Annotated in this window: 22 protein-coding genes and 2 pseudogenes; 14 read left to right on the top strand and 10 right to left on the bottom strand. The window is 57.5% G+C overall.

The window, feature by feature from the left end:
- Window positions 1–25: 25 nt before the first annotated feature.
- The 7 genes from alr to AC0L7S_RS07675 all read right to left on the bottom strand — a co-directional run bounded on the left by alr (window position 26) and on the right by AC0L7S_RS07675 (window position 7,733).
- Complete coding sequence (alr, locus tag AC0L7S_RS07705) at window positions 26–1,024, bottom strand: alanine racemase (protein ID WP_473473791.1); 999 nt, start codon at window positions 1,022–1,024, stop codon at window positions 26–28.
- An 83-nt stretch (window positions 1,025–1,107) separates the two neighbouring features.
- Window positions 1,108–1,629, bottom strand: coding sequence for an RNA pyrophosphohydrolase (locus AC0L7S_RS07700; protein WP_473473790.1), 522 nt, complete (start codon window positions 1,627–1,629; stop codon window positions 1,108–1,110).
- A gap of 3 nt (window positions 1,630–1,632) precedes the next feature.
- On the bottom strand, window positions 1,633–2,820 hold the full coding sequence (locus AC0L7S_RS07695) for a divergent polysaccharide deacetylase family protein (protein ID WP_473473789.1): 1,188 nt from the start codon (window positions 2,818–2,820) through the stop codon (window positions 1,633–1,635).
- Window positions 2,821–2,926: 106 nt separating this feature from the next.
- On the bottom strand, window positions 2,927–4,252 hold the full coding sequence (locus AC0L7S_RS07690; RefSeq protein ID WP_473474222.1) for a S41 family peptidase: 1,326 nt from the start codon (window positions 4,250–4,252) through the stop codon (window positions 2,927–2,929).
- Between the two features lies 1 nt (window position 4,253).
- Window positions 4,254–5,543, bottom strand: a complete 1,290-nt coding sequence (locus tag AC0L7S_RS07685) for a murein hydrolase activator EnvC family protein (protein ID WP_473473788.1) — start codon at window positions 5,541–5,543, stop codon at window positions 4,254–4,256.
- Between the two features lie 94 nt (window positions 5,544–5,637).
- Window positions 5,638–6,078 carry a pyridoxamine 5'-phosphate oxidase family protein gene (locus AC0L7S_RS07680; RefSeq protein ID WP_473473787.1) on the bottom strand — a complete coding sequence of 147 codons (441 nt, stop codon included), beginning with the start codon at window positions 6,076–6,078 and terminating at the stop codon, window positions 5,638–5,640.
- 491 nt (window positions 6,079–6,569) lie between these two features.
- Window positions 6,570–7,733, bottom strand: coding sequence for a M20 aminoacylase family protein (locus AC0L7S_RS07675; RefSeq protein ID WP_473473786.1), 1,164 nt, complete (start codon window positions 7,731–7,733; stop codon window positions 6,570–6,572).
- A gap of 191 nt (window positions 7,734–7,924) precedes the next feature.
- Between AC0L7S_RS07675 and AC0L7S_RS07670 the strand changes: the two genes are divergently transcribed.
- Both AC0L7S_RS07670 and AC0L7S_RS07665 read left to right on the top strand, forming a co-directional pair.
- Window positions 7,925–9,061 carry a D-alanyl-D-alanine carboxypeptidase family protein gene (locus tag AC0L7S_RS07670; protein WP_473474221.1) on the top strand — a complete coding sequence of 379 codons (1,137 nt, stop codon included), beginning with the start codon at window positions 7,925–7,927 and terminating at the stop codon, window positions 9,059–9,061.
- A 5-nt stretch (window positions 9,062–9,066) separates the two neighbouring features.
- Window positions 9,067–10,167: a CobW family GTP-binding protein gene (locus AC0L7S_RS07665; RefSeq protein WP_473473785.1), complete on the top strand. Its 1,101-nt coding sequence runs from the start codon at window positions 9,067–9,069 to the stop codon at window positions 10,165–10,167.
- Window positions 10,168–10,172: 5 nt separating this feature from the next.
- Here AC0L7S_RS07665 and AC0L7S_RS07660 read toward each other — a convergent pair whose 3' ends face one another.
- From AC0L7S_RS07660 to AC0L7S_RS07650, 3 genes are all read right to left on the bottom strand, one after another.
- Window positions 10,173–10,406 carry a sulfurtransferase TusA family protein gene (locus tag AC0L7S_RS07660; RefSeq protein WP_473473784.1) on the bottom strand — a complete coding sequence of 78 codons (234 nt, stop codon included), beginning with the start codon at window positions 10,404–10,406 and terminating at the stop codon, window positions 10,173–10,175.
- 8 nt (window positions 10,407–10,414) lie between these two features.
- Window positions 10,415–11,716: a L,D-transpeptidase family protein gene (locus AC0L7S_RS07655; RefSeq protein ID WP_473473783.1), complete on the bottom strand. Its 1,302-nt coding sequence runs from the start codon at window positions 11,714–11,716 to the stop codon at window positions 10,415–10,417.
- A 223-nt stretch (window positions 11,717–11,939) separates the two neighbouring features.
- Complete coding sequence (locus tag AC0L7S_RS07650; protein ID WP_473474220.1) at window positions 11,940–12,593, bottom strand: cysteine hydrolase family protein; 654 nt, start codon at window positions 12,591–12,593, stop codon at window positions 11,940–11,942.
- Window positions 12,594–12,728: 135 nt separating this feature from the next.
- Here AC0L7S_RS07650 and AC0L7S_RS07645 point away from each other — a divergent pair, with 135 nt between their 5' ends.
- From AC0L7S_RS07645 to AC0L7S_RS07590, 12 genes and pseudogenes are all read left to right on the top strand, one after another.
- Entirely contained in the window at window positions 12,729–13,628 is a 900-nt protein-coding gene (locus AC0L7S_RS07645) for a MurR/RpiR family transcriptional regulator (RefSeq protein WP_473473782.1), read from the top strand.
- Between the two features lie 513 nt (window positions 13,629–14,141).
- On the top strand, window positions 14,142–15,461 hold the full coding sequence (locus AC0L7S_RS07640) for a type I glutamate--ammonia ligase (RefSeq protein ID WP_473473781.1): 1,320 nt from the start codon (window positions 14,142–14,144) through the stop codon (window positions 15,459–15,461).
- 2 nt (window positions 15,462–15,463) lie between these two features.
- On the top strand, window positions 15,464–16,267 hold the full coding sequence (locus AC0L7S_RS07635) for an N-formylglutamate amidohydrolase (protein WP_473473780.1): 804 nt from the start codon (window positions 15,464–15,466) through the stop codon (window positions 16,265–16,267).
- The gene (locus tag AC0L7S_RS07630; protein WP_473473779.1) at window positions 16,264–16,899 is read left to right on the top strand and encodes a cysteine hydrolase family protein; all 636 of its coding nucleotides are present in this window, start codon (window positions 16,264–16,266) and stop codon (window positions 16,897–16,899) included. Before AC0L7S_RS07635 ends, AC0L7S_RS07630 begins: the two co-directional genes overlap by 4 nt.
- The gene (locus AC0L7S_RS07625) at window positions 16,899–17,705 is read left to right on the top strand and encodes an ABC transporter ATP-binding protein (RefSeq protein WP_473473778.1); all 807 of its coding nucleotides are present in this window, start codon (window positions 16,899–16,901) and stop codon (window positions 17,703–17,705) included. The genes AC0L7S_RS07630 and AC0L7S_RS07625 overlap by 1 nt, the downstream gene beginning before the upstream one ends.
- Window positions 17,698–18,429, top strand: coding sequence for an ABC transporter ATP-binding protein (locus AC0L7S_RS07620; protein ID WP_473473777.1), 732 nt, complete (start codon window positions 17,698–17,700; stop codon window positions 18,427–18,429). Before AC0L7S_RS07625 ends, AC0L7S_RS07620 begins: the two co-directional genes overlap by 8 nt.
- Window positions 18,426–18,701: pseudogene (locus tag AC0L7S_RS07615) on the top strand (ABC transporter permease subunit); the annotation flags it as partial. The gene AC0L7S_RS07620 and the pseudogene AC0L7S_RS07615, both read left to right, overlap by 4 nt.
- A gap of 175 nt (window positions 18,702–18,876) precedes the next feature.
- The gene (locus AC0L7S_RS07610; RefSeq protein ID WP_473474219.1) at window positions 18,877–19,326 is read left to right on the top strand and encodes a branched-chain amino acid ABC transporter permease; all 450 of its coding nucleotides are present in this window, start codon (window positions 18,877–18,879) and stop codon (window positions 19,324–19,326) included.
- A complete protein-coding gene (locus tag AC0L7S_RS07605) occupies window positions 19,323–20,375 on the top strand; it encodes a branched-chain amino acid ABC transporter permease (protein ID WP_473474218.1) in 1,053 nt (350 codons plus the stop codon). Before AC0L7S_RS07610 ends, AC0L7S_RS07605 begins: the two co-directional genes overlap by 4 nt.
- Window positions 20,372–21,334, top strand: a complete 963-nt coding sequence (locus AC0L7S_RS07600; protein ID WP_473473776.1) for an ABC transporter substrate-binding protein — start codon at window positions 20,372–20,374, stop codon at window positions 21,332–21,334. The genes AC0L7S_RS07605 and AC0L7S_RS07600 overlap by 4 nt, the downstream gene beginning before the upstream one ends.
- Window positions 21,301–21,552, top strand: a pseudogene (locus AC0L7S_RS07595) (ABC transporter substrate-binding protein); the annotation flags it as partial. The gene AC0L7S_RS07600 and the pseudogene AC0L7S_RS07595, both read left to right, overlap by 34 nt.
- 2 nt (window positions 21,553–21,554) lie before the next feature.
- A complete protein-coding gene (locus tag AC0L7S_RS07590; RefSeq protein WP_473473775.1) occupies window positions 21,555–22,301 on the top strand; it encodes a cyclase family protein in 747 nt (248 codons plus the stop codon).
- Window positions 22,302–22,348 lie beyond the last annotated feature (47 nt).

Genomic DNA, 22,348 nt, shown 5'->3' with positions numbered 1-22,348 from the left:
ATGAGTTGGACAAGATCGCCGGCTTTCAGGCGATTAGGGGCAATGCAGAAATGTCGAGAATAATGGTGTCCATAGACACCCGCCCGACAAAGGGTAGTCGTACGCCGTCAAAATAGGCGGCCGCCGAGGCGCGTCGATGCCAGCCATCGGCATATCCGAGGGCGATGGTTGCGGTGGTCAGTGGCGCGCGCGTGACCATCGTATGGCCGTAACCCACTCCCGAACCACTGCCAACCAAGCGGGTTTGGATAACCTTGGCTTCCAGACGCAGCACCGGCAGCATCGGATTTGTCTTTCCGGGAACCGGATTGATCCCATAGAGCGCCGCCCCCGGTCGGGCGATATCGTAATGATAAGCCGGGCCCAGATGGATACCGGATGAATTCGCAAGCGAGGCTGGCGCATCGGGGAGCAGTTTGCGCAAGCGTTCGAATTCAAGCCGCTGCGCTTCGTTGGCAGGGTGGCCCGGTTCATCGGCACACGCCAGATGGCTCATAACCATCGCCACTTCGATGCCATCGAATGCCTGGGGATCTGCGGCGATTGTCTCAACCTCAACGGAGGACAGCCCCAGCCGTGCCATGCCGCTGTCAACTTGAATCGCCGCTGGCAAGCGTCGGTTGATGCGGCCCGCCGCCACGCACCACGCTGTCAGTTGTTGCGTACTATTGACGACAGCTACAAGGTCGGCGGCAATGGCATCGTCTTCCGCGCCGGACGGTATTCCGTTCAAGATGTAAATTGCTGCGGACGGGCCAAGAACTGCGCGCAGCCTGATTCCCTCGCCGATATGTGCAACGAAGAACGTAGCGCAACCCTCTGCCTGCAAGGCCAGAGCTACTTGCGCCACACCAAGCCCATAGCCATCGGCCTTGACCACACCGGCGCAGCGTGTGCTGCCCAGTTCTTTGCAAAGACGCTGATAGTTCATGCGGATCGCTGCGAGATCTATCGTGAGGACAGCACCAGCCTCGGCAGCGTCGGGCGTCGTTTCAATAGAGAGGGTTGCCGCGTTCGTATTCAATTCGGTTGGTCTAGCTCCGATAACGTCGCGTTATTGGGACGATTTCTGGCAATGACTGCAATGCGGTAAAAGGTATCGGCTGATCACGCCGCCAAATGCCCAAAAGCAGCCACTACCTGATCATATACCTTGCGTTTGAACGGCACCACCAGTTCCGGGAGATCGTGCATTGGTCGCCACTCCCATTGATCGAACTCTGCCGTATGGCCGTTGGGCGGTGGGTTGATCCTGATCTCACTTTCGTCGCCGTCAAAGCGAAAGGCGAACCATTTCTGTGTCTGGCCGCGATATTTTCCTTTCAAAGCGATGCCAACGAGGTCAGACGGCAGATCGTAATTGATCCAGTCCGGCGCCTCGGCGACCAATGTCAGCTTTTCCATGCCGGTTTCTTCAAAGATCTCACGCCGTGCCGCCGGCATTGGGTCTTCACCCTTGTCGATACCTCCTTGCGGCATTTGCCAAAGCTTGTCAGTGTTGGCAAATTCGCTATCGGCCTCGGCAATGCGATGCCCGGTCCAGACAAGTCCGGCGTGGTTCAACACCACAATGCCGACACATGGCCGGTAGGGCAAAATTTCAGGATCGGCCGGTTTGTTTTTGGGCATTCCTCACCGCTTCTCCGGGTCGCTCGAAACAGCCGAGATAGGCACGATCTCGATACCGCGCTTCTTGGCTTCACTGACCCATGATGTAACTGCATCGACAGTGAGTGCGAACGCTGACCCGGTACCGATAGCAAAGCCCTTGGCGCGCGCGGTTGCCTCCAGCTCGTCGAGCTTTTTCAAGATGGCACCGCGGTCTGCAACGGCATCGATCTGGGTATCGGCAACCGCAAGCGGCACTCCATCCTTCAAAGCCAGTTCAGGTGCCAGGCTGCGAGCCGACGAACCATCATCGAGGTAGCCGAGCCCGCGCTTGCCAAGTTCAGCCATGACAGGACCCATAGCCTCCGCATCGGCAGAAAAACGCGCGCCCATATAATTCATGACGGCTGTATAATTCGTCGTGCGTGACAGAACCCAGCGTAAATTCTTGAGGTTTTCCTCGGCCGTAGCTGCGACTGTCAGCGTATTGCGCCCGGGATTGACGTTCGGATAATCGAACGGTTCAAGCGGCATCTGCATGACGATTTCATGGCCTTGGCGCCGCGCCGCTTCCATCCAGCGGCCAATGCTGTTGCCCTGCGAGGCAAAAGCGAGCGTCACTTCGGGTGGTAGTTTGGCAATGGCTGCCTGTGTTCCGGTTTGCGATACGGCGAGGCCACCAATGACGATTGCTACCCGTGCGCCGCGCCCGCCAGACCAGGGCCGCGCATAAACATCGAACGGCCGCCGGCCATCGGCAGCTCGGATGGGTAAAGACCCCGTCTGGCTATTTTCGATCAGCGCCTTGTCGGGAAGATGGGCAATGCGCAAATTCTGGCCAACCGTGGAAGGATCGTGAATCACGATGCCACCGCTTTCGGACGTATCTGCCGCGCCGGGTTGAACCTGAATGATCTTCGGTCCGTCCCGCTTTGGCGCGGTTGTGGCGTTGGGCGTCGTCGGTGCGGTTGCGGCAGAAGTCCCGGCTGGCTGCGCCGTGGCAACGATTTTTGGCGTCGAAACGGCAACAATCTCGGGTTTGCGAAACGGCCTTTCGCGCAAGGCTATCGCACCAGATGCGCCAAGCACGGCCAGCACTATCACGCTTACGACAATCGAGCCTGCGCCAAAACCAAACCTGCGGCCAGGATCGCTAGACGGACGCTTCCCTTGCCCAAGCGGGCGTTCGATCTCATTTTGGGCATCAGGCAAGCCGCATCTCCGCCAAATGTCTTGGTTCCCGAATCAAACTGCCGGGATCTTAAGACCCCGGCAGCATCGCATTGCTTCAATCAGACAGCTACACAATTCGATCCGCTTACTGGTTCAGCACCGCCTTGTCTGGATTTGGCGGAAAAGCGGGGTCTGTCTTTTCACCGCGAAGAAGCTGTTCGGCGTAGATCAATTGCAGATCGTCTTTCGGTTCGGGTGGCACATAAGCTGCCGAACCGGAACCGGTCGAGCTTTCATCTGCACCCTTGATGTGGCCCTTGAGATCCGACTCGCCGCGGGTAAGGTCACGCCCCTGCAACTCGGCTGGCAATGGCTGGTCCACCTTGATGTCAGGCGTGATACCCTTGCCCTGAATCGATTTTCCCGACGGCGTGTAATAAAGTGCCGTTGTCAGGCGCAACGCGCCATTTTCGCCGAGCGGGATAATGGTTTGCACAGACCCCTTGCCGAACGACTGTGTGCCGACAATCGTCGCGCGGCGCAGATCCTGCAATGCACCGGCAACGATTTCCGAAGCGCTGGCCGAGCCACCATTGATCAGCACCACCAGCGGCTTACCGTTGATGTCGTCACCAGCCTTGGCGTCAAACCGGGTCACGTCCTTGGGATCGCGTCCACGCGTCGAAACAATCTCGCCGCGGTCCAGGAACGCATCCGAAACGCTTACGGCCTGATCGAGCAGGCCACCGGGATTAAGGCGCAGGTCAAGAACATAGCCCTTCAGCTTGTCTTTTGGGATCTGCTTGTTGATCGTCTCGATTGCCGTTTCGAGATCGTCATAGGTCTTCTCGGTAAAGGACGTGATCTTCATGTAACCGATGTCATTTTCGACACGGTACTTGACCGCCTTGACCTTGATGATGGCGCGCACAACGCTCACTTCGATCGGCTTGTCCGCACCTTCGCGCAGGATGGTCAGCTTGATTGGCGAATCGACTGGCCCGCGCATCTTCTGGACGGCATCATTGAGTGTAAGCCCGCGCACCTCTTCGCCATCGATCTTGGCGATATAGTCGCCCGCGAGCACACCAGCCTTGGCTGCCGGCGTGTCGTCAATCGGCGTAATGACCTTGACGAGATCATTTTCCATGGTCACTTCGATGCCAAGACCGCCGAATTCGCCCTTGGTCTGGACACGCATATCCTGAGCTTGTTCGGCGTTCATGTAGGATGAATGAGGATCGAGCGAAGTCAACATGCCGTTGATCGCGTTCTCAACCAGTGCCTTGTCGTCGGGCGGGGTCACATATTGCGCCCGCACGCGTTCGAAAATGTCACCGAAGATCGCCAATTGCTTGTAGGTTTGCGAGCTCGCTGCATTCGCTGCCGAGCCAGAAGTGCCATAAACCAGGCTCATTGCTGATGCGCCCATCAGCACACCGGCAAATAGTAGCGAGATTTTCCGCATTATTTCACGTCCTTCCAGAGTATCGATCCGCCCACCACGGGGTCGGATCGACGGGTTTTCCATCTTTGCGAAACTCGACATAGAGCTCCGGCGTGAGATTCACATTCTGTGCTGCAGAGGTGCTTGCCACCCTAGCCTCACCCATAGTTCCAATTGGCTCTCCCGCGAGCACAGCTTGGCTGGACGCGACGGTCAATTTACCCATTCCCGCCAACACGACATGATAACCGTCGCCGGCGTCGAGGATCAAGAGTTGACCATAAGAGCGAAATGGTCCCGCATAAAGTACTTTCCCATCCGCTGGCGCGGTGACGATTGCGCCTGATTGTGTCGCAACCATGTCACCGAGCATCACTGCTCCGTTACCGTCATCGGCACCGAATTGGCGCTTTATCTTGCCGAAGACGGGCAGAGCAACCTGACCGATAAGCGTAGAAAACGGCGCTTGTTGGACAAGTTGATTGGCTTTGGGTATCGGAGCTTCGGGCTTGCCGGCCTGCTCAGCTGATTCGCGCTGCCTTTGTGCGTTCTGTTCCAGCGATGCGATCAGGTCTTTCAAGCTTTGGGCTTTTGCGGCTAGTTCCTGCGCATGGGCCTGTTCAGCGGCAAGCGCAGACTGTGTATCGGCCTGGAATCGTTTCTTGGCCTCCAACAACATCGTGAGGCGCTTTTTTTCTTCGACCTGATCGGTGACCGCTTCGGTAAGCCTTACCCGCTCCGTCTCAATGGAGGCGGTGACACGCGCATGCTCTTTTAGATCACCCACCAATATATCCGCCTGCTCTCTCAGTTCGGGGACCACAGCACCAAGCAGGATGGCGCTGCGCACCGAAGACAAGGCATCTTCCGGCGTTACCAGAATTGCGGGCGGCGGGTTTATGCCCATGCGTTGCAGCGCGCCAAGAACTTCAGCCAGCACATCGCGCCGGGAAGCGAGAAGAACCCGGATCTTCTTTTCCTGATCTTTCAGTCTTTCAAGCTTGTCGCCAATATCGCCAATGTCCTGACTGAGCTTCTGCTCGGTTTTGGCCGACTGGATCAGGGCTGAGGTGATGCTCGCATAATCCTTCCTGACAGAAGCAATGTCTGCGGCAAGTTTCGATAGCCGTTCCGAAGAAAGCGTGATTTCATTCGAAACCCGTTCATATTCGGCCCTGCTGCGGTCAGGATCAGGTGTATCGTCGTTGAGGGGGGATTGCGCGACCGCAGCCCCAAGGCACAAGGCAAGCGCAGCCGCTGCCGTGCCGCAGCGGACCAACCAAACGCCCAAATTCGAATTCTGGCTGTCAAACATTCGGTATCGACATTAGGGGTCGCTTCGTTAACGAACCTTCAACCATCTTCCTCATCCTGCGCACCGCCGATGCGCAGCAAAGAGAGACGTGTTGTTATTCGGATTTGGCACGTCTGCCGGTCATCTGTTCAATAAGGATTCGGTAAAAAAGATGCGGTGTAGGACCTTCTGTAATCGGCTTCATACCACCCGGCTCCCACCAATTCGCATGTTTGCTCAATAGTGACCAAGCGTGATCACGCTCGCGTTTCCAGCCGATTCTATCAGGTAATTCTTCATAGCGGCCATTTACGACGACGCTGCTCCATTCGCGCTGTACGCCAGATTCATGCACCTGGACACAGACGAGCGGGTTGGTGCGCATCCAGTCGATTTTCTGGCCGATAAGGGAAAAGCCGTAGAGATAAACGCCTTCCAGGGCGAAATGGATTGGTACGACATAGGGTTGGCCATCCCTGCTACAGGCCAGATGACCCAATCGTGCAGATGACAGGATTGCAGTACATTCCGCTTTGGTGAGTTCTGCAATGACCATGTTGCGTCTCCGAAGCAATGCAAGTTTTCAGAAATTCCGATACCGGCCACGTTTGGCCAAAGCAATACCGACTGCTCGTACGAGCAAATTGGTGTCCACGGCAGGATTCGAACCTGCGACCCCAGGATTCATACCACTTCGGCTTCCGCCGCCGCCTTCCAGATGGAGGCGTTTGTGGTCTGGACTGTCCCTTCACCATAGGCCAATGGCCATTAGGCGCCACCCGTCCAGTCTCTACACCTTCCCGGCAACCGGGCTTGGCTCGGGATTGGCTGGCCGCATGCGCAGCTTGAGCGTTCCCCGACTTTGAGCGGATTCACCGCATCGTTTCCTGACGCGGTGCCCAATTTCCTTTAGGAATCCTGTGCTCTATCCGACTGAGCTACGTGGACTTGAGCGGCTTGTACCAAGCTTCAAGGCAGGCGTCATCTCCAAATTTCAGCAAAATGCTGGCCGCAACTTATAATCGAAAATAACGCGATACGGCAACCTTAACTGGAGAGCGCGGTTTCAGCCAGCTTGACCCAGTAGCTCACGCCATGGGCAATCGCTTCATCATCGAAGTCGTATTCGGCATTGTGGAGACCGGCACTACTGCCATTGCCGATAAATATAAAAGCGCCAGGTCGAGCCTCGAGCATGTAGGAAAAATCCTCACCGCCCATCACCGGAGGCATAGCGCGGTGAACATGCGCCTCGCCGGCAACGTCTGCTGCAATGTCACTGGCAAAAGCGGTCTCCTCGGGATGGTTGAAGGTGACGGGATAATTGGCGTCGAAATCGACCTCGATGATTGCATCGAAGGTCGCGGCGATACCGGCGCAGATGCCACGCAGACGCACCTCGGCGTGTCTGGCGACCTCCTTTCTCAACGTACGAACAGTGCCGGCGATTTCGGCAGCCCCCGGAATGACATTATAAGCATCGCCCGCATGGAATTTGGTCACTGAAACAACCACAGACTCGACCGGATCGACATTGCGTGAAGCGATGGTCTGCAAGGCCACCACCAGATGGCTGGTGATAACAATCGGGTCGATCGTGGCTTGCGGCATGGCTGCATGACCGCCTCGACCCTTGACACGTATCGTGAATTCGGCAGTCGCCGCCATGATCGGACCTGGACGGATGGCGAACTGGCCAATCGGCAGACCCGGTAGATTATGCATTCCAAATACTTTTTCGATACCGAAACGTTCCATCAGGCCGTCCTTGACCATCTCGTTACCGCCGCCGCTGCCCTCTTCAGCTGGCTGGAAAATCACCGCGACGTCGCCCGCAAAGTTACGTGTTTCGGTGAGGTATTTGGCTGCGCCGAGCAGCATTGCCGTATGACCGTCATGACCGCAGGCATGCATTTTGCCTGCATTGACCGATGCGTAGGGCTTTCCGGTGATCTCATTGATCGGCAGGGCATCCATATCGGCGCGCAGGCCGATCGTCGGGCCATTCCCCGTCCGCCCGCGAATGACGCCGACCACACCTGTCCTGCCCAATCCGGTGACAACATCGTCACAGCCGAATTCTTTCAGCTTCCCGGTAACGAAGGCGGCCGTTTCCAGCACATCAAAATCAAGCTCGGGGTTTTGGTGCAAGTGTTGTCGCCAGGCCGTAATTTCGGCCTGCATTTCAGCGGCGCGGTTGAGGATTGGCATGTTCTTATCAAACTCGCATTGGGTGCGGCACAATTCTCCGCAATCGTGATAGGCGTTCACTTTGCCATGTTGGCGTCACATAGGCTAAATAGCACCGGCAACCATATGTGGGCTCAAGACTTCGGCAACTCGACTATGGGATATTACGGAGCCGAAGGCGAATACGGCAAGAGGCGATTTCGGATTTCATGATGACAAGCAGGCATTTTCTGAAACTGATTCTTTCGGGCGTGATCGCGCTGGCGGCAAATATAGTGCCTGCGTTTGCCAATCCCACAATTCTGTTCGATCTCAAGAGCGGTGATGTTATTCAGCATCAGGAGGCATTCAAGCGCTGGTATCCAGCTTCGTTGACCAAACTGATGACTGCTTATGTTACGTTTCGCGCGGTTGCCGCCGGTGAAGCGGCTCTCGATTCGCCAATCAAGATGACGCGACACGCTGCCAGCCAGCCACCGAGCAAGATGGGGTTCAAGGCGGGTGTGGTCATGCGGCTCGACAATGCAGTCGAGATGATGTTGGTCAAATCGGCCAACGATGTCGCCATGTCCATTGGTGAGAATATCGGCGGGTCACAGGCGGAATTTGCCGAACGCATGAATGCCGAAGCGCATCGCCTTGGTATGACGGGAACGCATTTCGTCAATCCCAACGGATTGTTTGCGCCCGAAAATTACACGACCGCACGCGACCTTGCCTTGCTCGTCACCGCACTTCGCCGGGATTTCCCGCAATACACTTCGTGGTTTTCAATCGAAGGGCTTGCTATCGGCAAACGCAAAATTCCGAACTATAATCTGCTCGTCGGGCGCTATCCCGGCGCGGATGGAATGAAAACCGGTTTTGTCTGCGAATCGGGCTTCAACATGATTGGCTCGGCCACTCGCAATGGGCGAACGCTGGTTGCTGTCGTGCTTGGCGAACGCTCGGCGATCAGCCGTGCCGAAGCAGCCGCAGCTCTGCTCGATCGAGGATTTGCCGCGCCGGCTGGCGGGTCAACTACGATTTCATCACTCCAGCCATATGGCGACAGGCTTTCCGTCAACAATTTGCGGGCGGAAATCTGCACGAAAAAACCGGCATCAAAGCAATCCGAGGCGGCAGCAGCAGCCAAGAAGGGTGAACCAAAATCTATCTACCGGGTAAGACTTAAAGCACCAAAGCTGGTTGCTGTGGGAGTTGGTGATGCCAGCGGCCCGTTGCCTAAAGCCATGATCGGGCGAGTAGAATATGCGGATGTGCCGATTCCCGACTGGCGACCCGATCTGCCGCCACCATCGATTAGTGAGGCAACCGCCGAAGGTGACGAAACGGCAAAGGATTTTTGACGGCAATGGAAGCAGCATTCCCCATTCCTGTCTCGGTGATTACGGGCTTCCTTGGGTCCGGCAAGACGACATTGCTTAACCGGCTGCTCAAGGAGCCTCTGCTTTCTGACACCGCTGTTATCATCAATGAGTTCGGCGATGTGGCGATCGATCATCTTCTGGTCGAACAGGCGTCGGACGGGATTATCCAACTGTCGGATGGGTGTCTGTGCTGTACCGTGCGTGGTGAATTGGTCGACACGTTGGCGGAACTGGTCGACAGGGTTCAAACCGGCCGCATCGCGCGATTGGCGCGCATTATCATCGAAACCACAGGCCTTGCCGATCCGATCCCGGTTCTTCAATCGATCATGGCCCATCCTGCTTTGGCACAAGCGTTGCGTCTGGATGGAGTTGTCGCCATGGTGGATGCCGTCAACGGTGAAGCAACGCTCAATGCCCATATCGAAGCGGTGAAGCAAGCAGCAGTTGCGGACCGCATTGTTATTACCAAGTCCGATCTTGTTACCGATCGAGGCGAGATTGACAGCCTGCGTGCGCGGTTGCGTCATCTCAATGAAGGCGCAACAATGCACGATGTTGCGCAAGCTGGCGTGGCCGAGCTTTTTGACTGCGGGCTTTACAATCCCGCCACCAAATCCGCTGACGTTCGTCGCTGGCTAGGTGAGGCAGACAACGGCGCGCACGATCATGAGCATCACCACCACCACGATGGCCACGATCATGATCACCATCATGACACGCGTGTGCGCACACATTCGCTCATTCACGATGGACCGGTTCCGTTTTCTGCTATCGAGATGTTTCTCGATCTGTTGCGCTCCACACATGGAGACAGCCTGCTTCGCATGAAGGGCATCATCGAACTTGCCGAAGACCCGTCACGACCACTTGTTATTCACGGTGTTCAAAAAACTCTGCATCCCCCGGCAAGACTCATGGCATGGCCTGACGAGCGGCGTGGCACACGACTGGTGCTGATCACAATAGACATGCCGGAAGATTATATTAGCCGGCTATTTTCGGCGCTTACCAACCAGCCTTCGATTGACACACCAGACCGTGCCGCCTTGAGCGATAACCCTTTGGCGATCGCCGGGCGATAGAGCGATTACGCTCCGCGTTCGACCAGAAACCGATGGCCGCCATCGACCACAATTGTCTCGATCAGACGATGGCCCTTTTCAGTGCAGAACATCGGCACGTCGATTGTGGCAAGCGGATCTGTGGTTTCGAGCCAAAGCCGACTACCAGGTGCCATCGCGTCGAGGCGCTTGCGCGCTTTGAGCACAGGCAGCGGACAATTGAGCCCTTTGAGATCATAAATGGCAACGCTGTCAGTCACGGGTCAATTCAGCCGCCAAACATGCCGAGAAGGCGGTTTTTCAGCTTTGAGACCGTGCCATTCGGCTCTGCCGTCTGCGGTTCAGCACCCGCCGGAGCCGGAACCGTCGCTGTCGTCAACGGATTTGCAGAACCATTCTCGGCCACCGCCTGTTTGGCCGCTTCCTTTTCAGCCGCTGCCAGTGCCTTGGCGGCCGCTTTTTCGGCCTTGGCCGCGACAATCGCCGCAGCTTTTTCTTCCTCGGCCTTTTTCTTGGCGGCTTTTTCGGCGTCCAGCTCCGCCATCTTGCGGCCCGCGGGCGAATCGATTCGGCCCATACGCGTCGTTTCCGTCATCTTGCCAGCCCCATCGAGTGATGGAGGCTCCACAGGTACGCGCTCGCCGCGCCCCCGCTTTCTGGTCCATTCGGAAACGATACTGGCTTCCTTCATTCCCGCGATAGTTGGCTTGAGTGCCGGGCTCGACATATTGATCGCACTGTTGAAGGCCGCATCATAGCGTTTCTGGTAAGCACTATACGCCGTCTTCAGAGATTCCGGTTGCACTGAGGACGGGCATGTACCGGTTGGATTGAATGTCGCGCCATCTGCTGCAATCTGGTTGAAAACATAGCGCTTCTCGCAGACGTCCACTTTCGGTGGCACCTTTGTGACCTCGAAATTGTCGTAGCCGACTTTCAACATCTTCCAGAAGGGATAGTTCGGGTCGTTGCGGTATCGCGCCATATTGGCCGCAGTCATGCGAAACGGAAATGCCTGAATCTGGAACTCGGTCTGCCCGCCTTTGAAGGCATCGCGCCCGAAAGCATAGATTTCCTCAATCTGCGGATCGGTCATGGAGTAGCAGCCCGCCGAAGAGCAGGCACCGTGCACCATCAGGTTAGAGCCGGTGCGCCCATTGGCCCGATCATAAGCGTTGGGATAGCCCATATTGAACGCAAGATGGTAGCTGGAGTTGGGGTTCATCTGCGAAGGCCTGACAGTGTAGAACCCCTCTGGGGCCTGACGGTCGCCTTCGGTGAATTTCGGCCCCAACTGGCCTGACCATTTGCAAATGTCGTAATTGGCGATGATGTCGTAGCGGCCATTGCTCTTGGCCTTCCATATCTCCAGCTTGCCTTCTTCCTTGAAGATACGCGCCATCACTGGCGATGTCCGCGACATGCCCTTGCTTTTCATTTGCGCCAGAATCCTGGCAGGCAATTGCTTGTTGGCGTGATGGGGCGCGAAATTACCGACTGACGATTCGGTACAGCCGGCCACGCCGAGGGCGGCAATCAGAAGTCCTGCACGGGCAAACGAAGCTAACATGGACCAGATATCGTCTTTTTGCTCTCGCGACGCGTTTCAATAACCGGCGCATACCACAATTGGGGTTGGCGGACTCTATGCCCGTTAACCTTGAAAATTCCTTACTGCAAGAGACCCGAAGCTCCCACCAGCCACTTTATTGGGGCCTTGTAGCGGCAATTTTGTGACGAAAATGCTCCACTTGGTCACATCATCGGCAATTCGACCGTGCTTTTTGATGCCGTCATTTGCCAAATATCTCGCTAATAAGCTCGTCTGCGGACCGGGTGCGGCAATAATGGCCTCGCATGGATTCGATTGAGGTCTCGTGGTTCTCGACCGTCTCGGCGGCGCAGCAGTCCTCAACCTGCGTCACCAGGAAACCGCGATCGGCGGCATCACGAATGGCGGATTCCACGCATTGGTCGGTTACGACGCCATAGACGACCAGGTACTCGATGCCTAGATTGCGTAACACATATTCAATGTTGGTGCAGTTGAAGATACCCGACGCCGTTTTCGGGATGACGATTTCGTCGCCGCGGGGGCCAACCTCATCAATTACCTTCGCTTCCCATGAGCCTTTGGGAACGTTCAGACCGGAAATTTTGTGGTCCAGGCTGCGGTCGCGCCCGTCGCGAGTGAGGCTTTCAATCACCGTAAAGATGATTTCGATACCTGCTTGCCGGGCTGCTGCTTGCAGACGCGCCTGATTGGGGATGACGACATCGGCGATGCGCTCATAAAAGTCGCGTTTGTCGGCGTGGATCGATCCCGGTGTGCGTGCAGAAGCCAGAATATCGGCATTGAACTCGCCATTTTGCATATCGATGTTCAAAACCGCCGTACGGGTCGCAACGAAACCGCGCTCGCGATAAGCACCGTTCGGTGCGAATATGTCTGGTAGGGCAGGCAAGGCAAGCTCCTTCGTCAGAGAAGAATATGGTATTGGATTGTAATAGGAATTACGAATGTTGGAAGATACCATGATGATGTTTCTGAATTATCCTTCGCAGAAGGAAGTGAGGGCGGTATGACCAAGTCTGAAAAGAAGAGCGGGAGTCGCCCCGACGCCCCTGTCGAAAGAGCCACACTGGCCGACCGCGTTGTGGCAAGCCTGCCTTCGCTCAGCACGGCCGAACGCCGCGCCGCACGTGCCCTTCTGGCACGTTATCCGACGACCGGCATGGAAACGGTGGCATTGTTTGCCGAGCGCGCCAAGGTAAGCGCGCCGACGATCCTGAGGTTCGTGGCAAAACTTGGCTTCTCCGGCTATCCGGATTTTCGCCGTGCCCTGCGTGTTGAAATGGAGGCGCAGACCGAATATCCGCTAACCAGGCGTCAGGCGGTCGGCCCGTTCGACGCAAATCAGCCGGCTGCATTCGGTGCCCTTGCACGCGGGCTTGTTGAGGTCGTCGAAAACTCTCTGGCCATGGCAATTGAAACTGATGTCGAGCGGCTGACCGACATGCTCATCGACGAGCGGCGGCAGGTTTTCCTGTTTGGCGGAGATTTTACCGAACCCGCTGCCCGGCATCTGGAATTCCATCTGCGCAAGATGCGTGGCCGCGTTCGCCTGTTTTCACAAGGCCTGCCGCACCGCGCCGACGAACTGGCCGAGCTTCGCCGGCGCGACGTTGTAATTCTATTCGATATCCGTCGCTACCAGCCCGATACCACCCGTACTGCCGAGGTGGCCAAGGAGCTTGGTGCAGTTGTGGTGCTATTCACGGACCAATGGATGTCGGACGTCGCCCAGGTGGCCGATATCGTCCTGCGTGCCCGCGTGGATGTACCCTCGCCATGGGATAGCCTCATCGGGTTGATCGGCATCGTCGAGCTGGTTGCACTATCGGTCGATGCCCGAAAGTGGCCTGTCGCCCAAGCCCGCTACGAGACGATCGAAAGCGTGCGCGCAAAACTGCTGCGCTAGTATCACGTATCTAAAATTCGCATCATTGTTCGAGGGATGCTGTACGAATTTCGGATTCGATAGGGACACTAGAAAACTTATGATTCTAGCGCGGTTCTAGTGCATGTCACCCAAAAGTGTGCAGCGGTTTTTCAGATAACGACATGCACAAGAACAAAGGCTTGAAGCACCCTGCGTGAATCCCTTTGAGATGCGATGTGCTTTAGGATTTAAAGTTCGTATCGGAGACCTCAAAATCAAATGTAACGAACACCAAGCCCACCACACCAGATCACGATGGTTAGAGGCGGAAAGTCGCTTCCACTCCTGATCATCACGCACTAGCAGCCATCTTCAAGCTGTGCAGGCTCACATTCGACAATGCAGCACCGAACACCGCCAGGTATTGGCGAAAACGCCTGCATGTCGATATGTTGCTAAATATTACATAATTTGACGTTCTTTGCCGTCTTGTAATATTTTAATCTATCATGTTAGCTTCAAGGCGACTGGGGTTCTGTGAGGGGGAGGTAGATGACAATCAAGCGCGAGACGATCATTACCGTCTGCTGCAGTGACATCGCCGGCCAGGTCCGCGGGAAGGGATTCCCGGAAAGGGACATGGAAAACCGTCGCCGATTCGGCGTTGGCTGGACTCCCACCAACATCATGATCAACTGCTTCGGCCGCATACCCGCCACGCCGTTCGGCGCTGAAGGGGACTTGATGCTTGTACCCTCTCCTGACGGCGATATCACACTGGATTATGGCGATGGGGGACCGGTGGAGCATATCGTACTCGGCGATATCCTGACCATGTCCGGTGAGCCGTGGGAGTGCTGTTTGCGCGGCCTGCTCAAGCGCGCGCTCGCAACACTGAAGGAAGAGACGGGCCTTGGGCTGCTTGCCAGCTTCGAGCATGAATTCTGGATCGATGGCGGTGAGGAGCGGTCCGGCGATTCCTACGCTGCCAGCACATTGCGAGGCCTGGAGCCCTTCATCGGCGATTTTGTCGGCGCACTGCGCGCCAACGACATCCCGCCCGACACCTTCCTGCCGGAATTCGGCCCGCGTCAATACGAGATCACCGTCGATCCAGCCGAAGGGCTTCTGGCCGCTGATCAAGCGGTGAAGTTGCGTGAAATCGGCCGCTCTGTCGCGCGCCGCCACGGCTACCACCTCAGCTTTTCTCCAGTTGTGACGCGCGGCATCGTCGGCAATGGCGTTCATATCCATTTCAGTCTGGTCGATGCCGAGGGTAACCCCGTTGCCTATGAAGCCGGAAAGCCTGGTGGCCTTAGTGTGGTCGGTGCCTCTTTCGCCGCCGGTATCCTGCGCAACGCCCGCGCCCTTTGCGCGGTGACAGCACCCAGCGTCATCTCTTACGAGCGGCTGAAACCGCATTCCTGGTCGGCCTACTACGCCAATCTTGCGGATCGCGACCGCGAAGCATTGCTGCGCATCTGCCCATATCCGGAATTGGCTGGCGTCGATGTCGCCAAGCGCTACAACCTCGAATATCGAGGGGCGGATGCCACCGCGAGCCCCTATCTGCAACTTGCAATGATGGTGTTTGCCGGGCTCGCCGGTATTCGCGATGGCTTACCCGCTCCCTACATTTCGAGCGGCGATCCCGGCATGCTTTCGGATGGCGAACGTACACGGCTCGGGATTCAGGATTTGCCACACGACCTTGGCGAAGCACTTGACGCATTGGAGGCGGATGCGGATGCCATGGAGTGGCTCGGGCCGACGCTTTCGAAAGCCTATCTCATGCACAAGCGTGGTGAGATCGCGATGGTGGCCGACACCGACATCGACGAGCTGTGTCGCACTTACGCCAAGGCCTACTGACGATGACCAATAGGCTTGCACGATCGCCGACGCTTCTGGGCCAAACTGATCCAGCGCCGGTCGGTTTGCGCAATTCCGAGAGGAATTCGCCGTTTTTTCTCATCTGCGATCATGCCGGTAACGCTGTTCCCGACGCTCTCCATGAGCTCGGATTGGAACGAGCAGAGCTTGATCGGCACATCGGCATCGATATTGGTATACTCGGCGTGTCGGAGCGCCTTTCGGATATTCTTGGCGCGCCGTTGGTATTTCAGCGCTATTCACGCCTGGTCGTGGAATGCAACCGACGGCCGAACGCCCCTGATTTCGTCGCCACCGTCTCCGATGGCACCCGGATTCCGGAAAATGCCGGTATTTCAGACGAGGATCGCGCCCGCCGCGCAAGCGAAATTTCCGAGCCCTATCACAATGAGATTGTTTCGCGCCTCGATGAAAGAAAAGCGACTGGCCGACCAACCATTCTGATCTCGATGCATTCGTTCACGCCTTCGCTGCTGGCAAACCCGTCACCGCGCCCGTGGCATGTCGGCCTTTGCTACGGTGCCGACCGGCGCTTCACCATGCCTGTGCTGGATGCGCTCGACATGGAGCCTGGTCTGAGCGTCGGTCGCAACGAGCCCTACGGCGTAAACATGATGGTGGACTATTCCGTTCCGGTTCATGGCGAGGAACGAGGCCTGCCTTATGTGGAGTTCGAGATCCGTCAAGATTTGATCACCTGCATCAACGAGCAGGCGGAATGGGCGGGGCGCATCGCCCGGGTTCTGAACGCGGCCTATGCAACCTATGCGGTAGGTGCGCCATGAGCCGAAACCATCCTCTCGACCGCGCTACGCCGATTGATCCAGCCAAAACCGCCATCCTTTTGATCGACACGCAGGCCGGCATTTTCCATCCCGAGGCCGAAGGCACCCGCCCGTTCTTCTTTCAACAGGCGCGAGACATCGCCATTCCCAACATGGCGCGCCTGATCGCCGCCGGAAGGGTGGCCGGAACCGAGGTCGTCTACACGGTGATCGAAAGCCTGACGCGCGACGGCCGTGACCGCAGCCTCGACTACAAGCAAACCGATTTTCATTTCGCGCCCGGCAGCCAGCAGACCCACGTCATCGAGGAGCTGCGCCCCGGCGAGGACGACATCATATTGCCCAAGACCTCGTCCAGCCTCTTCAACTCCACGATTTTCGAATATCTCCTGCGCAATATCGGTCTCGACACGGTCGTCGTGACCGGCTTCCTTACCGACCAATGCATCGACCATACTATCCGTGACGGTGCCGACCGGGGATTTCGCATGATCTGTCCGGGTGACGCTTGCGCAACCGATAGCCAGGAGCGTCATGATCGGGCGCTCTCCGCATTCAAGGGGTATTGCCGGCAGGCAACTACCGCTGAACTGGTCGCGGAATTGCAAGCCGCAATCGACGGGAGGCATTGATGGCTGGCGAAGCGGTGACATTACAAGTTGAAGCGACGCCGCCACCACTCATTTTGCGCACGTCCGGTCTGACCAAAGCGTTCCGCGGTCTCGTCGCCCTCAAGGATCACACCATTGAACTACGCGAGCGGGAAATCATGGGGGTAATCGGCCCCAATGGCTCGGGCAAAAGCACGTTCTTCAACCTCATTACCGGATTTTCCAGACCAAATGCCGGTCAGATCGAGTTCAGGGGTCGATCCATTATCGGCATGGCAACGGAGCGGATCGTCTCGCTTGGCATCGCGCGTACTTTTCAGGGCTCGCGTCTGTTTGCCTCCCTCACGGTGGAAGAGAATGTTCTGGCGGCGGCACAACTGCGCCACCCGATTGGCCCGCTCGACTCAGTGCTGCGCATGGCGCGCTACCGGACACGCGTCGACAAGGCCGAGGCGATTGCCGAACGTCTTCTCGACTTGATGGGACTGACGTCTCAGGCCGATCGGCGGGCTTCCGAACTTCCCTATGGCGACCAGCGGCGACTGGAGATTGCTCGCGCGTTGGCCACCGAACCGGCTCTGCTCCTGCTGGACGAGCCGGCGGCAGGTCTGGATGCCAACGAGACGAGGGCGCTTGTCGAGTTGATCCAGAGAATACGCGATTTGTTCGGCGTGACTGTGGTGGTAGTGGAGCATGATATGGACCTGATCATGGCCGTGTGCGAGCGCATTCAGGTGCTTGCGACCGGCGAGGTGATCAGCATCGGCACGCCCGAGCAGGTGCGTAACAATCCGCGTGTGAGGGAGGCGTATCTTGGCCATGCCTGAACCCACAATGCCACTGCTCTACATAGATCAACTCGAAGTCAGGTTCGGGGCCGTCAAGGCGCTGAAAGGCGTGTCCATAGAAGTCCATGAGGGCGAAGTTGTCGCTCTTGTTGGTGCCAATGGTGCGGGCAAAAGCACAACTTTGCGCACAATATCGGGCCTCTCGCGGCCGCGCTCAGGCAAAATCGATTTCTCCGGCAAATCGATCGCGGGACGCCAGCCGCCACAGATCGTCAAGCTCGGCATCGCCCATTGCCCGGAGGGTCGGCGCCTGTTTGGAGGCCTGACAGTGGCAGAGAACCTGCGCCTCGGCGCCTGTACTCGTGACGATGGGGCCGGAGTGGCTGCCGATATGGAGCGCATGTGCGGCCTCTTTCCAATCTTGAAGCAGCGCTGGCGTCAGCTTGCAGGAACGTTGTCGGGCGGAGAGCAGCAGCAACTGGCGCTTGCAAGGGCGCTGATGGCCAAACCACGGCTTCTATTGCTGGACGAGCCTTCCCTGGGTGTCGCGCCTCTTCTGGTACGCGGCATTTTTGATGCACTGGCTGAACTCAAGCAGCAGGGAATGACAATGTTGCTGGTCGAGCAAAACCTCAAACTCGCGCTGGAATTGGCCGACCGCGCTTACGTCCTTCGCACCGGAAGCGTTGCGCTATCGGGCCCCTCCGCAGAACTGCGCGACAGCGACCGTGTTGCCCAGGCTTATCTGGGAGCTGCCGAATGAGCGGCTACGAATACATCATCCAGCAGATCGTCAACGCAGTTAGCCTTGGCAGCCTCTACGCGCTGGTTGCGGTGGGCCTGTCGATCGTCTTCGGCGTGCTGCGCTTGACCAATTTTGCCCATGGCGACGTCATGATGGTGGGCGCCTTTACGACCGTGCTCCTCAACGCAGTCGGCCTGCCCTTTGTGCCGGCAATGGTGGCCGGCGTGATTGGCGCGGCACTAGCTGGTTTCCTGATCGAGCGCATCGCCTACCGACCGGTCCGCGATGCACCGGATGTGACGCGGCTGCTCACCAGCCTGGCCGTGACCTACATCCTGGAAAATCTCGGCATTTTGCTCTTTACTTCCTCCCTCGAAATTTCCCGCTGCCGGAGATGCTCAACAACTCCTGGCAATTGTCGGGGGAGCCATCACTTTCACCAACATCAACCTGCTCACCATCGCGATGACCTTCATCTCGCTGCTCGTGCTCGGCTGGTTCATCACCCGCACCACGACGGGCCTCGGCATGCGTGCAGCCGCCGAAGACATGTCAGCTGCCCAATTGGTCGGGCTGGATGTCAACCGGCTGATAATCGTGGCCTTCCTCGTTGCGTCGGCCTATGCGGGTATAGCAGGGGTGCTTTGGGCCGCGCAGGCCGGCGTGGTGCAACCACAGATGGGCTTCACACCGCTGCTCAAGGCTTTCGTCGCGGCCATTATCGGCGGCTTTGGCTCGATAGCGGGGGCCCTGCTTGGTGGTTATGTACTCGGCGCGCTGGAAATCTTCATCGTGGCGTTCTTGCCGAGCAGCGTATCCTCCTATCGAGACGCCATCGTCTTCACCATTTTGATCGCGTTTCTGCTGGTGCGGCCCGGCGGGCTGCTTCAGCCAAACAGGGAGATCAAACTGTGAGCGGCGACAAGCGCATACCCCTGGTCCTGCTGGTGGCCTGCGTCGCCGCAGCGGCGGTCGCCTACGGCGCGCCGTATATGCTGAGCGACTATTTCGTGCGCATTATCCTCCTGATCGCGCTCAACAGTATCCTCGTCCTGTCACTTTCGCTCAGTAACGGTTTTACCGGGGTCTTCTCACTCGGCCATGTTGGCTTCATTGGCGTTGGGGCCTATGTCTCGGGCATCCTGTCCGTCCCTGTGCAGCAGAAGATGGCGCTGCTTCCGCATCTCCCTTCCTTCCTCAACTGGTTCAGCCTGCCTTTCCTGCCCGCCACTCTCGTGGCCGGCCTGTTCACGGCGGTGCTCGCCGTGATCGTGGGTTACCCCCTGATGCGGCTATCCGGCTACTTTGTCTCGGTGGCGACGTTGGGCTTCCTGATCATTGTCAACGTCGTGCTCATCAACGCTTCCGACTTTACCCGTGGTGCCCGCACATTCACCGGCGTTCCACTGGAAACGACTTTACCCTGGGTATTTGCCTGGCTGGGCGTGACGCTGTTCGTGCTGGTCCGGCTTGTCTATTCGCCCTTCGGACGCTCCATGAAAGCAGTGCGCGACGACACCATCGCCACAAGCTCCATCGGCATTGGCATGCTGCGCACGCGACTCATTGCCTTCGTGGTCGGCGCGTTCTTTTCCGGTGTCGGAGGTTCACTCTACGCGCATTATCTGGGCTCATTCTCGCCCAACACCTTCTACTTCGCCATGATGATCAATCTCATCACCATGTTGGTGTTGGGCGGCATGGAATCACTGACTGGCGCGATAGTGGGTGTCGTTTGCGTGACCATCATGTCCGAGGTTCTGCGCTCGGTTGAACGCGGTTTCACAATTGGTGCCATTACAGTGCCGGCTTTGTTTGGCGCCAGCCAGATCGTTCTCGGCTTCATCTTCATCCTGATCATGATCTTCCGGCCGAAGGGGATCATGGGGGACCGCGAATTGACATTCGGGTTCACCACAAAATCGGCAAAGGCGAAACAGCAGCGAGAGGAACAAAACGCATGATCACGCTCACAAGACGCAGCACCCTCGGTCTCGGCCTGGGCGCGGCAGCCGCCGCGCTTGCCACGACCCGCACCCTATGGGCCGCAGACCCTATAAAAATCGGCTATGCCGCTAACGTAACCGGCATCCAGGCATCCCTCGACGGACCGATGCTCAACGGCGCAAAACTTGCAGCCAGCGAAATAAACGAGGCTGGCGGCGTTCTCGGACGGCCGATCGAACTCGTCATCTACGACACCAAGAGCGACGCGACGACCATTTCCACGGTCGCCAGCCAGATGATCGACAGCGATAAGGTGGACGGCATCATCGGCTTCGCTGACTCCGATTCCGTGTTGGCCATCGGCCCACAGGTGCAGACGGCAAAGATCCCGTTCATCACACCGGGCGCGACATCGCCCAAGCTACCGAGCCAGATCGGCGACGAGATATTCCTCGCGGCCTTTGGCGACAATGTACAGGCTGCTGTCGCGGCCGAATTCGCGCTGAACAAGCTAAATGCGAAAACCTGCTACCTCCTGACCGACATCGGCGCGGAATACACGACGCTTTTGTCCGACTATTTCGTTACTGCCTTCGAGCATGGCGGCGGCAAGATACTCGAACGCGACACCTACAAAACAGGTGACAAGACCTTCACTGCCCAAATTGCCAAATTGAAAGCGATGCCACAGAAGCCAGACTTCATCTTTTCATCTTCCCTTGCCGAGGAAGTCGGTCTCATCCTCAAGCAGTTGCGCCAGGCCGGCATTGACCTGCCGGTGGTAGGTGGTGATGGGTACGATTCACCTCTTCTCATCGAGGTCGGCGGCGAAGCGGCCAACAACACCTACTTCACGACCCATGCCTTCGTCGGCGAGGGGCTTCTCCGAAGGTCAAAGCCTTTGGCGATGCCTACAAGAAGGCAACCGGCAACGAGCCGGAGAACGCTTTCGCCCCGCTTGGTTACGACGCAGTGAAATTGATGGCCGACGCGATCAAGCGTGCCGGAGAACCCGATCCGGCAAAGATCCGCGACGCGCTAGCGGCGACTTCCGGGCTGCAAGGCGTCACGGGAACCATCACGTATCGTCCCGGCGTATCGGTGCCCGACAAGTCCGTGTCGGTCATTGGGGTCAAGGATAGCAAGCTCTTCTTGGCTGAAGAGGCCGCTCCGAGCTTCGTGGCGGAGCCATAAACATGACCGGCAGCAGTCTTTGGGAGCTTTATCGATCCAGCTTGGCTGGAGCGACCTTCACCGACCTGACGCATGCCTTCTATCCTGGACAGCCGCACTTTCTGGCTTTCCCGAACGAAGAACGGCGAATGGTGTTCGACTATCCGAATGGTGATCCCTTTCAGGTGCATCACTATGGCTTCGTCGGGCAATGGGGTACGCATGTCGATCCGCCTGTCCATTTCATCGAAGGTGGACGGACGCTCGACAATATCCCGGTTTCCCAGATGCTGCTGCCGCTCGTGGTCATCGACATGACCTCCAAGGTCGCGTCGAGCCCGGATTCCGTACCCGGACTCGACGACATCGAAGCATGGGAAAAGCGCAACGGGAAAATTCCCGATGGCGCATTCGTTGCACTCCGCACCGACTGGTCCAAGCGCTGGCCCGATGCCGAAAGCATGTTCAACCGGTCCGCAGACGGTGTCGCGCATACTCCGGGCTGGTCGAGAGACGTGTTGGCGTGCCTGCTGGAAGAACGCGGGGTCATCGCTGTCGGGCATGAGCAGATCGACACTGATCCGGGCATATCCACATCGGCCGGCGACTATGGGCTCGAGCGCTATTTATTGTCGCTCGATCGATGGCAGGTCGAACTCATGTGCAATCTGAACAAGGTGCCTGAGGTGGGCGCGTTGATCATGGCGTCGTGGCCGAAAGCGAAAGGCGGCTCCGGCTTTCCAGCTCGCGCTGTTGCCATTCATCGTTGAGTGGCGGCATTAAAGCACATCGCGTCTAAATGGATTCATGAGGGTGC

The organism is Mesorhizobium sp. G2-6-1 (assembly GCF_055809095.1).
Note: the sequence above shows the minus strand (reverse complement) of the source record. Positions and strands in the feature narration are given on the sequence as shown.

What these genes read in the sequence shown, in the direction of transcription:
- AC0L7S_RS07700 (WP_473473790.1), bottom strand. Translation starts at nt 1,629, where the DNA reads ATGCCCAAAAACAAACCGGCCGATCCTGAAATTTTGCCCTACCGGCCA.
- AC0L7S_RS07645 (WP_473473782.1), top strand. Translation starts at nt 12,729, where the DNA reads ATGACCAAGTCTGAAAAGAAGAGCGGGAGTCGCCCCGACGCCCCTGTC.
- AC0L7S_RS07630 (WP_473473779.1), top strand. Translation starts at nt 16,264, where the DNA reads ATGAGCCGAAACCATCCTCTCGACCGCGCTACGCCGATTGATCCAGCC.
- AC0L7S_RS07620 (WP_473473777.1), top strand. Translation starts at nt 17,698, where the DNA reads ATGCCTGAACCCACAATGCCACTGCTCTACATAGATCAACTCGAAGTC.
- AC0L7S_RS07665 (WP_473473785.1), top strand. Translation starts at nt 9,067, where the DNA reads ATGGAAGCAGCATTCCCCATTCCTGTCTCGGTGATTACGGGCTTCCTT.
- AC0L7S_RS07670 (WP_473474221.1), top strand. Translation starts at nt 7,925, where the DNA reads ATGACAAGCAGGCATTTTCTGAAACTGATTCTTTCGGGCGTGATCGCG.
- AC0L7S_RS07625 (WP_473473778.1), top strand. Translation starts at nt 16,899, where the DNA reads ATGGCTGGCGAAGCGGTGACATTACAAGTTGAAGCGACGCCGCCACCA.
- AC0L7S_RS07680 (WP_473473787.1), bottom strand. Translation starts at nt 6,078, where the DNA reads ATGGTCATTGCAGAACTCACCAAAGCGGAATGTACTGCAATCCTGTCA.
- AC0L7S_RS07675 (WP_473473786.1), bottom strand. Translation starts at nt 7,733, where the DNA reads ATGCCAATCCTCAACCGCGCCGCTGAAATGCAGGCCGAAATTACGGCC.
- AC0L7S_RS07640 (WP_473473781.1), top strand. Translation starts at nt 14,142, where the DNA reads ATGACAATCAAGCGCGAGACGATCATTACCGTCTGCTGCAGTGACATC.
- AC0L7S_RS07600 (WP_473473776.1), top strand. Translation starts at nt 20,372, where the DNA reads ATGATCACGCTCACAAGACGCAGCACCCTCGGTCTCGGCCTGGGCGCG.
- AC0L7S_RS07590 (WP_473473775.1), top strand. Translation starts at nt 21,555, where the DNA reads ATGACCGGCAGCAGTCTTTGGGAGCTTTATCGATCCAGCTTGGCTGGA.
- AC0L7S_RS07655 (WP_473473783.1), bottom strand. Translation starts at nt 11,716, where the DNA reads ATGTTAGCTTCGTTTGCCCGTGCAGGACTTCTGATTGCCGCCCTCGGC.
- AC0L7S_RS07610 (WP_473474219.1), top strand. Translation starts at nt 18,877, where the DNA reads ATGACCTTCATCTCGCTGCTCGTGCTCGGCTGGTTCATCACCCGCACC.
- AC0L7S_RS07685 (WP_473473788.1), bottom strand. Translation starts at nt 5,543, where the DNA reads ATGTTTGACAGCCAGAATTCGAATTTGGGCGTTTGGTTGGTCCGCTGC.
- AC0L7S_RS07635 (WP_473473780.1), top strand. Translation starts at nt 15,464, where the DNA reads ATGACCAATAGGCTTGCACGATCGCCGACGCTTCTGGGCCAAACTGAT.